The sequence below is a fragment of the Streptomyces sp. NBC_01210 genome, assembly GCF_036010325.1.
Lineage (GTDB): Bacteria > Actinomycetota > Actinomycetes > Streptomycetales > Streptomycetaceae > Streptomyces.
Genome location: NZ_CP108549.1, coordinates 6698026 through 6709456, shown reverse-complemented (window position 1 = coordinate 6709456; position 11431 = coordinate 6698026). Strand labels below are relative to the sequence as shown.

The window sequence follows — 11431 nt, the reverse complement described above, 5'->3', positions numbered from 1 at the left end:
ACGTCATGGTGGCCCCGCCGGACAACGATGTGCTCTGGGCGCGTTCCCTGCGCCATTCCCACAGCGGCTCGCCCGCACTCGTCGGCGTCTCGCTGGGCGTACGGGACGGCGAGATCCTCGCCGTGTGCGGCCCGCGCGGCAGCGGAAAGACCACGCTGCTGCGCTGTCTGTCCGGCCAACTCGTCGCGCAGCAGGGCGAGGTGTGGTTCAACAGCTCCCCCGTGCACACGATGAGCCCGCTGCAGCGGGAACGGCTGCGGCGCGACCGGTTCGGCTGGATCGACCCCGAGGCCACGCTCGTCCCGGAGCTGACCGCCTGGGAGAACGCCGCGCTGCCGTTGCTGCTGCGCGGCTCCTCGCACCGTGGCGCGAAGAGCACCGCCATGGAGTGGCTGGAGCGGCTCGACATCGGTGCGTGCGCCCGGCTGCGGCCGCATGCGCTGCTGCAGGCGCAGCGCCAGCGGGTCGCCGTCGCGCGGGCGCTGGTCGCCACGCCGTCGGTGATCTTCGCGGACGAACCGACGGCGACGCTGCACCGCGCGGACCAGGCGCTGGTGCTGCGTACGTTGACGACCGCGGCCCGTTCGCACCGGATCACCGTCGTACTCGCCACGCACGACGAGGAGGTGGCGGCGCTCGCGGACCGTTCACTCACGCTCATCGACGGCCGGCGCGTGAACTCCCTCGCGGCCGCCGACGCGGAAGGCCGGGCCGAGTGCTCGCTCTCCGTCTAGCCCGCGGCACGCATCCGCTGGTCCTGCTGCGCCGGCTGATGGTGGCGGCGGCGTCGGCGGGCGTGGGCTTTCTGCTGTTGTGCACGCTGACGTACGCGCTGGCCCATCCCACGGACTCCGGCTCCGGACTGCGCCTGCTCTGGTGCCTGATCCCGCTCGCCGCGACGGCGCACTTCGCGGTGGCGGTGGCCCGTACGGACCCGAGCACGCGACCGCGGGCCGGCCTCTCGGCGGTCGGTCTCGGTCCCGCCCGCCTCGGCGTGCTGGCGGCGGTCTCCACCGCCGTCGCCGGAACGCTCGGCAGCGCATTCGCCCTGCTGCTCTTCCTCCATCTGCGCGGCGATCTGACGGGCCTGCCGTTCGACGGCGCGGCGGCCGAGCTGCTCGCCGCGGGGCGGCCGCTTCCGCTGGCGGCAGCGCTGACGCTGCTCGCGCTGGTGCCGTTGGCGGCCACGGCGGCGACGGCGCTGGCGCTGCGCCCGCGGCGTGCCAGGCCGGGTGCCGATCCCGAGGCGCCGGACGCCCCTTCCGCCGCGCCGTCGGGCCTGCCGTGGGGCGTCGCACTGATCGCGGCGGGCCTCGCCGTCGAGACGTATGCGGGCCGTGGCGCGCCCGGCTCGCCGCTCCCCCTCCCGGGCCATTTCGACGGCAGCTCGTCGGGCGTCCTCGCCGGCTGGGCACTCACGGCGCTGGGCCTCGCTCTGGCAGGCCCGGGCATCACCCGCTTCTGCGGCCGCGCCCTCCAGTCCGCCCGCCCGGGCGCGACCCGTCTGCTGGCCGGCCGCATCCTGATGGAGGAGTCCGGCCGCATCGGCCGCCCGCTGGGCGTGGTGTGTGCGGTGGCCTCGGCGGCAATCGCGGCCTCGACCCTCCAGGACACGGACCCGCACCCCTTCGGCCCGCTGACCGGCCTGGGCGCGGCCCTGGTGATGATCTGTACGACGGCGACGCTGCTCACCGCGGCCCTGGAGGCCAAACAGGCCCGCGCCGACACCACGAAGTCACTGCGCCGCCTGGGCACGCCCACGGCAACCCTCCGCAACGCGACGGCTCTTCGCGCGGTAACCCTGCTGACGGTCTTCGCCCCGCTGACATGGGCGGTCGCGGCCCTGGCGGCGCTTCCTTTCTCGGCCTGAGGAACCGGGGCCGGCCCAGGGGGCCGGCCTCGGCGTCAGCCCCCGTGGGGGAACAACCCCCGTGGACGAACAGTCCCCGGGCCCGGCCACCCCCCGGCCCCATGCGCCCCCACCCCCAGCGCCTATCGTGTCGGCATGGCACCTGGACACCGGCACCACAGCGACCGGGAGATCGAGTCCCTCGACGAGTTCGACGACGTCGTCACCCGCGGCTCCCTCGCCGGACACCGCGTCCAGTCCGTCGACCTCAGCGACCGCACCTTCGCCCTGCTCTCCGCAGACACCACCGGCGCCATATTCCTGGGCTGTCCCATGCAGCCCGACGCCGCCGCAAAGGTCCGCGCCGACGGCGCGCTCGTCTTCCCGCCCGTCCCCGACCTGCCCTTCGACCCGTACCGCGGGCTCCTCTACTCCCCCGACGAGCTGTTCGAAGGTCTCACCGCCGGCGGATACGACGCCACTCCCGACGCCCTCGCCTACGCCTGGTTCCAGGAGACGAAGGCCGACGGCGACATCTTCGCCTCGATGCTCCGCTCGATCCACGACGACGCGATCTCCGACGCTCTCGACGAACTCCTCGTCGGCGCCCGCGTCGTAGGCGTGATGGGCGGCCACGCGATGGCCCGCGGCACGGACGCGTACGCCGGTGCCGCCCGCCTCGGCCAGTCCCTCGCCCGCGACGGGTTCACCGTCGCGACCGGCGGCGGCCCCGGCGCCATGGAGGCCGCGAACCTCGGCGCGTACGCCGCGCCGCACCCCGACGAGATGCTCGTCGAGGCGCTCGAACTCCTCGCCAAGGCCCCCTCGTTCACCCCGTCGATCTCCGACTGGGCCACCGCCGCCTTCGAGGTGCGCGACCGCTGGCCCGGCGGCGGCGACTCCGTCGGCATCCCGACCTGGTTCTACGGCCACGAGCCGCCGAACGCCTTCGCCGGCCACATCGCCAAGTACTTCGCCAACGCCACCCGCGAAGACGGCCTCCTTGCCCGCTCCAACGCGGGCGTGATCTTCCTGCCCGGCGCCGCCGGCACGGTCCAGGAGATCTTCGACAACGCGACCCCGAACTACTACGAGTCCCGCGGCGAACCGACCCCGATGGTCCTCGTCAACCGCGAGCACTGGACGGAGCGGCTGCCCACCTGGCCGCTGCTCCAGTCGCTGGCGGCGGGCCGCTCGATGGAGTCCCGTATCGCGCTCGTGGACTCGGTCGACGAGGCCCCGGCGGCGCTGAAATTGCTGACCGGCGACAAGTAGTCCGCAAGAAGCAACTTCAGAGGCCGAAGACACGTCTGGCATTCCAGCGGGAGTTGGACTGACCTCATGTGAACGGAGCCCTTGGTGCTGATCGGCCTACTGACCGCTGTCGCGGCCTCGATCTGTTACGGCACGGGGTCGGTGCTGCAAGCCGTGGGCTCACGCAAGTCCGCCCGGCGCGAGGCGGCCGCGGCCGGAGTCACCCAGCACGGCGGACCGAGCCTCTCCTCGACCGCCAAGGCCGCGATGACCTGGGAGTTCATCGTCGGCACGATCCTGGACTTCATCGGGTTCGGCCTCGGCGCACTCGCCGCGCGACTGCTCCCGCTCTTCCTCTCCCAGACCGTCATCAGCGCCAATCTGGTGATCACAGCGGTGCTGAGCGTCAAACTGCTGGGCATCCGGCTGAACCGCGCCGAGTGGACCTCCATCGCCGTCGTCTGCTCCGCACTCGTGCTGCTGGCCACGGCGGCGGGCCCGGAGGGCAGCGGCCACACCCCGATCGCCACCCACTGGTGGCTGCTGGCGATCTCGCTGGTGCTGATGGCCGGCGGCACCGTTGTCGTACGCCTCCTGGGCGCACGCGCCGCGATCCTGGCGGGTCTGCTGTCGGGCCTCGGCTTCGGCGCGCTGGGCGTCGGCGTACGCGTGCTGAACGGCATCGACCCCTTCGACCTGGGCGCGCTGCTCTCGGATCCTGCGCTGTACGCGATTCTGGTGGCCGGTATCGGCGGCATGTATCTGCACACCGTCGCGCTGCAGATCGGTTCGGTGAACGGCGCCACCGCGGCGCTGGTGGTCGGCGAGACCGTGCTGCCGGGCATGATCGGCGTGCTGTGGCTGGGCGACTCCTCGCGCGCCGGCTTCGCCTGGATGGCGATCCTCGGCTTCGTACTGGCGGTGGCGGGCGCGGTCGCGGTGGCCTGGTTCGGCGCGCCGGAGGCGCACGGCACGGCGCCGGAACGGGAGTCGGGCTCGGAGTCGGGCTCGGGGTCGCAGGAGCCACGTCCCGAGGAGCTCACCCCCGCCCGTTAGGGGGCCGTCCACCGCATCGCCGCGCTGTTCGCGCAACGGGTCGACCGGGAGATCGCCGAGGATCCGACCGTCCCCTGGATCCGCCCCCGCTCGACGCGCACCGAGGTCCAGGCGCCCGATCCCGACGCCACGACGGTCGACATGAACGTCGTGGGCGGTCCGGAAGCGATGCTCACGGACCAGCCGGCGGGCACGGACCAGCCGGCGGGCACCGTCCGGGCGACCGGCAAGGCCGGCAGCGTTCAGGGCAGCGGCGACCGAGTCAGCCGGCCGGGGCCAGCACCACCACGTCCTCGGCGGCGAAGACGACTCCCACCGTCGCCCCCACCTCCGGCGCATCCAGCAAGGAGCACTCCGCCTCCAGCGGCGGTCCGTCGTCGGGTCGCAGCTGTACGGCGACGTGGCTGCCCCGGAACGTACGCGCCTCCACCGTGCAGCGCAGCCCCTCTGCCGGCGGGACAAGTCGGACTCCCGCCGGTCGCACCAGCACCTGACGGGCGCCCTGCGGCGCGTCCTCCGGCACCGGCACCTTGCCCCACGGGGTGTCCGCGGCCGCGCCGCTCACCGTCGCCGCGACGACGTTGTCGAAGCCGAGGAAGCGCGCGACAAACTCGGACGCGGGCCGCTGCCAGACTTCGAGCGGCGTGCCCGCCTGGGCAATCCTGCCGTCCCGCATGACGACGACACGGTCGGCGAGCGCGAAGGCCTCGCCCTGGTCATGAGTGACGGCGAGCACCGTCGTACCCAACCGCCCGAACAGCCCTCGCAGTTCGACGACCAGCCGCTCCCGCAGCCCTCGGTCCAGCTGGCCGAGCGGCTCGTCCAGCATCAGCAGCCGGGGCTGCGGCGCCAGCGCCCTGGCGAGCGCCACCCGCTGCTGCTCGCCGCCGGACAGCGAGGCCACGGCCCGCCGCTGCGCCGCCGGCAGCCCGACCAGGTCCAGCAACTCGCCGACCCGGCGGGCCTGTTCGTCCCGTCCTGTGCCGTGCATCCGCAACCCGAAGGCGACATTGCCGCCGACGTCGCGCTGCGGGAAGAGCTGATGGTCCTGGAACATCAGGCCCACCCCGCGCCGGTGCACCGGAACGCCGGCCTGGTCCGCGCCGGACAGCAACACCCGCCCGCCGTCGGCTGCTTGCAGTCCGGCGACGATCCTCAGCAGCGTGGACTTTCCACTGCCGCTCGGCCCCAGCACACAGACGATCTCGTGCTCGGCGACCTCGAGATCCACCGCGTCGAGAGCCGCGCGCGCGCCGAACCGTACGGTCACGTCCTCCAGTCGCAGCAAAGTCATCAGAACTCCCCGGACGATCGGTCGGTACGGATTCGTTCGAGCACCAGCAGCGCCACCGCACACACCACCATCAAGATGGTGCTCAGCGCCATCGCCTGCCCGTAGTTGAGCTCGCCGGGCCGGCCGAGGAGCCGCGCCACGGCCACCGGCAGCGTCGGATTGTCGGGCCTGGCGATGAAGACCGTCGCGCCGAACTCGCCGAGCGAGATGGCGAAGGCGAATCCTGCGGCAATGAGCAGCGCCCGCCGCACCAGCGGCAGATCGACCTCCCGCCACACCCGCAGCGGCGAGGCGCCCAGCACCGCCGCCGCCTCGCGCAGCCGCCCGTCCACCGCTCGCAGGACCGGCAGCATCATCCGTACGACGAAGGGGACGCCGACCAGGGCCTGCGCGAGCGGCACCAGAATCCAGGACGCCCGCAGATCAAGCGGCGGCTTGTCGAGGGTGATGAGGAAGCCGAAGCCGACGGTCACGGCGGAGACGCCGAGCGGCAGCATGAGCAGCGCGTCGAAGCCGCGCAGCAGCCGGCCGGCCTTCCGGGTCAGCGCCGCCGCCGCGAGACCGCCGACGACCAGCGCGATGGCGGTCGCGACCAGGGCGTACCGCAGGGAGTTCCACACCGCGTCGATCGGCGGTACGAGGAAGGCTCCCCCGCTCGCGTCCATCGCGGTCAGCGCCCGGTAGTGGTCGAAGCCGTAGCCGCCGGGCCCGTCGAGGGAACGCTCGACCAGCACCGCGAGCGGCGCCAGGACCAGCAGCAGAATCGTGGCCAGCACCCCGCCGAGCAGCGCCCACTGTCCGGGGCCGCGCGGTCGCCGCGCGGTCTGTGCCGGGTCCACCAGTTTCAGCGCGGTCTCCCGCCGCCGTATCGTCCACGCGTGTACGGCGAGGACCGCGCCCACCGCGGCGAACTGCACCAGCGTCAGCACGGCTGCCGTGGACAGATCCAGCAGCTGAGCCGTTTGTCGATAAATCTCCACCTCGACCGTGGAGAACGTCGGTCCGCCGAGGATCTGTACGACACCGAAGGAGGTGAAGGTGAAGAGGAAGACCATCAGCGCGCCGGCGGCCACGGCGGGGCCGAGGGCCGGCAGCGTCACCCTCCGCCAGGCGGCGAACCGCCCGGCGCCCAGCACCCGGGCCGCCTCCTCCTGGCGCGGGTCGAGCTGCGACCACAGACCGCCCACGGTCCGTACGACCACCGCGTAGTTGAAGAAGACGTGCGCGAGCAGAATCGCCCACACCGTGGTGTCCAGTCGCACGCCCCACAACTCGTCGAGCAGCCCGCCGCGCCCGAGCAACGCCAGGAACGCCGTCCCGACGACGACGGTCGGCAGCACGAACGGAACGGTGACCACCGCCCGCAGCAGTCGCTTTCCGGGAAAGTCGAAACGGGCGAAGACATACGCACCGGGCAGGGCTATCAGCAGTGTGAGCGCTGTGGAGGCGAGCGCCTGCCACGTGGTGAACCACAGCACCCGCAGGATGTCGGGGCGGCTCAGCACCTCACCGATCCGCCCGAACTGCCAGACCCCGTCGATCTCGAGGCCCCGGCCGACGATCGCGACGACCGGATAGGCGAAGAAGACCGCGAAGAACACGGCGGGCCCGGCCATCAGCCCGAGCCGCGCCGCACTCCCGCGGACGGACTTCGTTACTTCAGTACGAGCGAGGACCATGACTGGACCCACTGCTCACGGTTCTTGGCAATCGTGTCGGGAGCGACGGTCTGGGGCTTGACGGCCACCGCGCCGAACTTGGTGAACACCTCGGGCAGCTTCGCGTCCTTGATCACCGGGTTGACGAACATGTTCAGCGGCATGTCCTCCTGGAACTTCCTGGAGACCAGGAAGTCCAGCAGGGCCTTGCCGCCCGCCTCGTTCTTCGCGCCCTTGAGCAGGCCCGCGAACTCGGTCTGGCGGAAGCAGGTTCCGGTCGCGACCCCGGTGGGCGCCTCGGTCGGCTGCGGCTTGGAGAAGAGCACCTCGGCCGGCGGACTGGAGGCGTACGACACGACGAGCGGCCGGTCGGCCTTGGCCTTCTTACCGCCCGCGGAGCCGGAGAACTCCTCGTTGTACGCCTGCTCCCAGCCGTCGACGACCTTGACGCCGTTCTCCTTCAGCTTCTTCCAGTAGTCCTGCCAGCCGTCCTCGCCGTACTTGCCGACCGAGCCGAGGAGGAAGCCGAGGCCGGGCGAGGAGGTCGCGACGTTCTCCGTCACCAGGAGGTTCTTGTACGCGGGCTTGGCCAGGTCGTCGAAGGACTGCGGCGGCGCCAGCTTCTTGTCGGCGAAGTACTTCTTGTCGTAGTTGACGCAGATGTCGCCGGTGTCGACGGGCGTGACCCGGTGCTTGTCCTTGTCCAGCTGCGCCTCGTCGTTCACCTGGCCCAGGCCCTTTGCCTCGTACGGCGTGAACAGGCCGTTGTCGAGAGCACGCGAGAGCAGGGTGTTGTCGACGCCGAAGAAGACGTCGCCCTGCGGGGAGCCCTTGGTGAGGATCTCCTTGTTGAGTGCCGCGCCCGCGTCGCCGCTCTTGAGCACCTTGACCGTGTAGCCGGTCTCCTTGGTGAACTCCTTCAGCACGGAGGCGGAGGCGGCGAACGAGTCGTGGCTGACGAGCGTCACGGTCTTCGGCTTCGAGCCGCCGTCCGAGGCCGACGAGTCCTTCGACTCGCCGCCGCAGGCCGCGAGCGTGGTGACACCGAGCGCCGCGGCCAGCGCGGTGACCGTGATCTTCTTGGTGGTGCTCACTGAAATTCCTCCTGGAGTTGACCAGGAAGAGACGCGGCCCTGCCCGGCTCCCTCGAAAGGAATCCGGGCAGGGCGCAACAGCTTGTGAGTAATGACCGAACTTCCTACCCAGAATGACCTGGGCAAGGTTCAGAGGGTCTGCGACCACTGGGCTTGATTTACCAAGCCCGACGTCGCACTCTCAGCGCTGTGGCGCTCCCCTGTCGGAATATGTAGATGTTTCAAGCCAGGTTACACGGGCGCTAACGCTCCGAAGCGGCCAGCTGTCCGCACGCTCCGTCGATCTCCTGGCCACGGGTGTCCCGGACGGTGACCGGCACCCCATGCGCCGCGATGGCCTCCACAAAGGCCTTCTCGTCCTCGGGCCGCGAAGCCGTCCACTTCGATCCCGGCGTCGGGTTCAGCGGGATCAGATTGACATGGACCCGCTTGCCCTTGAGCAGCCGGCCCAGCAGATCACCCCGCCACGCCTGGTCGTTGATATCGCGGATGAGCGCGTACTCGATGGAGATCCGGCGGCCCGACTTCTCGGCGTACTCCCAGGCGGCGTCCAGCACCTCCCGGACCTTCCAGCGCGTATTGACCGGGACCAGTGTGTCGCGCAGTTCGTCGTCCGGCGCGTGCAGCGAGACGGCGAGACGGCACTTGAAGCCCTCGTCGGCGAAGCGATGCATCGCGGGCACCAGGCCGACGGTGGAGACGGTGATCCCGCGCTGGGAGAGACCGAGGCCGTCCGGCTCGGGGTCGGTGAGCCGGCGGATGGAGCCGACGACCCGCTTGTAGTTGGCGAGCGGCTCCCCCATCCCCATGAAGACGATGTTGGACAGCCGCGCCGGTCCGCCCGGCACCTCGCCGTCGCGCAGCGCGCGCATGCCGTCGACGATCTGGTGCACGATCTCGGCGGTCGACAGATTCCTGTCGAGACCGGCCTGACCGGTCGCACAGAAGGGGCAGTTCATCCCGCAGCCGGCCTGCGACGAGATACACATCGTCACCCGGTCCGGGTAGCGCATCAGCACGGACTCGACGAGCGTGCCGTCGTGCAGCCGCCACAGGGTCTTGCGGGTGGTGTCGTCGTCGCACGAGATATGCCGTACGACGGACATCAGGTCGGGCAGCAGCTCCGAGGCGAGCTTTTCGCGCGCGGCGGCGGGGATGTCGGTCCACTGGGCCGGGTCGTGGGCGTACCGCGCGAAGTAGTGCTGCGAGAGCTGCTTGGCGCGGAACGGCTTCTCGCCGATCGCGGCGACGGCGTCCTTGCGCTCGGCGGGCGTGAGGTCGGCGAGATGCCGCGGGGGCTTCTTGGCTCCGCGGGGCGCGACAAAAGTGAGTTCTCCGGGCTTGGGCATGGTCCTATCAGTGTCGCAGACCAAATCTCATGACCTGCGGCCGTTGACGCCCGGGGTGGGCATTTACGGTCGTTGCCGGTCACTGCCGGGCACCCTCGGACGGCCCGCAGACGGTCCGGGTCGGAGCGCGTTCTGGCTGGCCAGCACGCCAATGGGGAACGCGAGCGATACCGCTGGGGTCGCCGACGACGGCATGGCGTACCTCTCCCCCGCTGTGGCCGCTGTCGATCCGGAGCCCGGGGACCTAGACTCGAACACGTGTCCGAAGAAGTGCCTCGCCTGGAGCGCCTGCGCAGCGTCCGCCAGTGGCTCGTATGGCAGCTGCGCCGCACTGACCAATCCATCGCGGAGCTGGAGCGCCAGGAGGCAGCCGCCGCGCGTACGGCACGCACGCTGCCGCCGCCCGAGCCGGAGTGGAAGCTGTCGATGCTGCGAGCAGGCGGCAAACCCAGCCCGGACGCGGTCCACACGAGCGACTGCCACATGGCCGGCAAACCCACGAAGCAGCTGACCCGGGAGCAGGCACTCCGCGCGCTTACAGAAGACGGCATCACAGCGTGTCCGTACTGCCGACCTGACACAGACCTCGGTGTGCTGTGAACCGCGAACCGTCTCGGCCCGAAGGCATGAGCAGTGCGCCGATCGTCGTACACCGTGTGGCCGGCGCGGGCGGCCGCCGGGTGACGATCCGCGCCCGGATCGCGGGCCTCGCCCACAGCGACGCCGACCTGGTCGAGTTCCTGCGCCGCGCGGGCCTGCCCGACGCCTGGGATGCGCTGGACGATCCGCGATGGGTGGAGTGGCAGGGCGGCCGACCACACGAGTACAACGCCGACTGGCCATGAAGCGGACCCTCCTTCTTGTTGGGGAGTTGTTCAAGGCGTTCGCCGACAAGGGCGAGTTCAAGTGGCTGACCTCTGCTTCGGCAGGGGGCGATCCGCGGCGTGCTGCGTGGTGACCTTCTGATCCGCAGCCCTACAAGCCACGCCCGCACCGCCCATTACCGCAGTCAGCCGACAGCGCAACCGTGAAGGCGCTTGGCCTGCACGGCCGTTCACCGTCCCGCCGGGGTGACTGCAGCAACGCCGTCGCCCCCGGCTCGACGCTCGCCATGACGTTCCTGCTGCCGACCGAACTTGTCGATGACGCCGATCGCCCCGGCCTGCAGGCGAGTGAAGAAGGCGCGCGAGCATCCGGAACGCCATTCATCAGCTAGTGCCGCGTCAGGCAAACTTTGCTCTCTTGGGCGGGGTTGCGCGTCCTGCTTTGAACGTGACGTCTGATATCCGCCAGCGCGATCAATGCCGAGTCGAGAGTCTTGGTGCATGACTACGACATCGACAGTCGCCTTCCGCGTCCGTGCTCTGCCCGCTGAGGTGCTGGACAGGGTGCGCGCCAGTGGAGTCGACGCCTTCGGGAATCGTGTGGAGCGCATCACCGCCGAGGGCGGCGATCCTCTCCGCTGCTGTCTGGGCAACGCCGAGTCCGGCGAAGACCTGCTGCTCTTCGGTTACCAGCCGCCGCTCCCGGCCAGCCCCTACCGTGAGGTCGGCGCCGTGCTCGCACACGCTGCCCCCTGCGCGGGACCCGCCGACGTCAACAGCTATCCGCCGGACTGGCGCGGACGTCCTCAGGTGCTGCGGGCATACGATGCTCGCGGCTGGATCCACGACGCGACCAGAGTGCACGACGGCCAGGATCCAGAGGGAGCCATCGCTGAGCTGCTCGCGGAGCCTGACGTGGTGCAGATCCACAGCCGCAACGTCGCCTGGGGCTGCTACATGTTCACGATCACCCGCGCCGGATAGGGAGGGGTCGCACCGGCCGGCGTCCGCAACAGTCGCGCCGATGGGCCGCGGTCCCGCTGCGGCCGATGC

At 70.9% G+C, this 11431-nt stretch carries 11 protein-coding genes and 1 pseudogene; 8 read left to right on the top strand and 4 right to left on the bottom strand.

Annotation, left to right across the window (positions count from 1 at the left end; genetic code table 11):
- Positions 1 to 5: 5 nt before the first annotated feature.
- From OG735_RS30680 to OG735_RS30665, 4 genes are all read left to right on the top strand, one after another.
- Positions 6 to 734 (top strand): ABC transporter ATP-binding protein, encoded by a 729-nt coding sequence (locus OG735_RS30680; protein WP_327326366.1) that lies wholly within the window; start codon positions 6 to 8, stop codon positions 732 to 734.
- Positions 716 to 1870, top strand: coding sequence for a hypothetical protein (locus OG735_RS30675; protein WP_327326365.1), 1155 nt, complete (start codon positions 716 to 718; stop codon positions 1868 to 1870). Before OG735_RS30680 ends, OG735_RS30675 begins: the two co-directional genes overlap by 19 nt.
- A gap of 135 nt (positions 1871 to 2005) precedes the next feature.
- Positions 2006 to 3124 carry an LOG family protein gene (locus OG735_RS30670; protein WP_327326364.1) on the top strand — a complete coding sequence of 373 codons (1119 nt, stop codon included), beginning with the start codon at positions 2006 to 2008 and terminating at the stop codon, positions 3122 to 3124.
- Between the two features lie 84 nt (positions 3125 to 3208).
- Positions 3209 to 4159, top strand: a complete 951-nt coding sequence (locus OG735_RS30665; protein ID WP_327326363.1) for a hypothetical protein — start codon at positions 3209 to 3211, stop codon at positions 4157 to 4159.
- A gap of 262 nt (positions 4160 to 4421) precedes the next feature.
- On the opposite strand, the gene OG735_RS30660 is transcribed toward OG735_RS30665, so the two are convergent.
- From OG735_RS30660 to rlmN, 4 genes are all read right to left on the bottom strand, one after another.
- Positions 4422 to 5453, bottom strand: coding sequence for an ABC transporter ATP-binding protein (locus OG735_RS30660; RefSeq protein WP_327326362.1), 1032 nt, complete (start codon positions 5451 to 5453; stop codon positions 4422 to 4424).
- Positions 5453 to 7132, bottom strand: coding sequence for an ABC transporter permease (locus OG735_RS30655; RefSeq protein WP_442812518.1), 1680 nt, complete (start codon positions 7130 to 7132; stop codon positions 5453 to 5455). Before OG735_RS30655 ends, OG735_RS30660 begins: the two co-directional genes overlap by 1 nt.
- Positions 7108 to 8205 (bottom strand): thiamine ABC transporter substrate-binding protein, encoded by a 1098-nt coding sequence (locus OG735_RS30650; RefSeq protein WP_327326361.1) that lies wholly within the window; start codon positions 8203 to 8205, stop codon positions 7108 to 7110. The genes OG735_RS30655 and OG735_RS30650 overlap by 25 nt, the downstream gene beginning before the upstream one ends.
- 242 nt (positions 8206 to 8447) lie before the next feature.
- Positions 8448 to 9554: a 23S rRNA (adenine(2503)-C(2))-methyltransferase RlmN gene (gene rlmN, locus OG735_RS30645; protein ID WP_327326360.1), complete on the bottom strand. Its 1107-nt coding sequence runs from the start codon at positions 9552 to 9554 to the stop codon at positions 8448 to 8450.
- Between the two features lie 258 nt (positions 9555 to 9812).
- Between rlmN and OG735_RS30640 the strand changes: the two genes are divergently transcribed.
- From OG735_RS30640 to OG735_RS30625, 4 genes and pseudogenes are all read left to right on the top strand, one after another.
- Positions 9813 to 10154 carry a DUF6233 domain-containing protein gene (locus tag OG735_RS30640; protein ID WP_327326359.1) on the top strand — a complete coding sequence of 114 codons (342 nt, stop codon included), beginning with the start codon at positions 9813 to 9815 and terminating at the stop codon, positions 10152 to 10154.
- 26 nt (positions 10155 to 10180) lie between these two features.
- The gene (locus tag OG735_RS30635; RefSeq protein ID WP_327326358.1) at positions 10181 to 10399 is read left to right on the top strand and encodes a hypothetical protein; all 219 of its coding nucleotides are present in this window, start codon (positions 10181 to 10183) and stop codon (positions 10397 to 10399) included.
- A 242-nt stretch (positions 10400 to 10641) separates the two neighbouring features.
- Positions 10642 to 10767, top strand: a pseudogene (locus OG735_RS30630) (SAM-dependent methyltransferase); the annotation flags it as partial.
- 112 nt (positions 10768 to 10879) lie between these two features.
- Positions 10880 to 11362 (top strand): DUF1203 domain-containing protein, encoded by a 483-nt coding sequence (locus OG735_RS30625; protein ID WP_327326357.1) that lies wholly within the window; start codon positions 10880 to 10882, stop codon positions 11360 to 11362.
- Positions 11363 to 11431 lie beyond the last annotated feature (69 nt).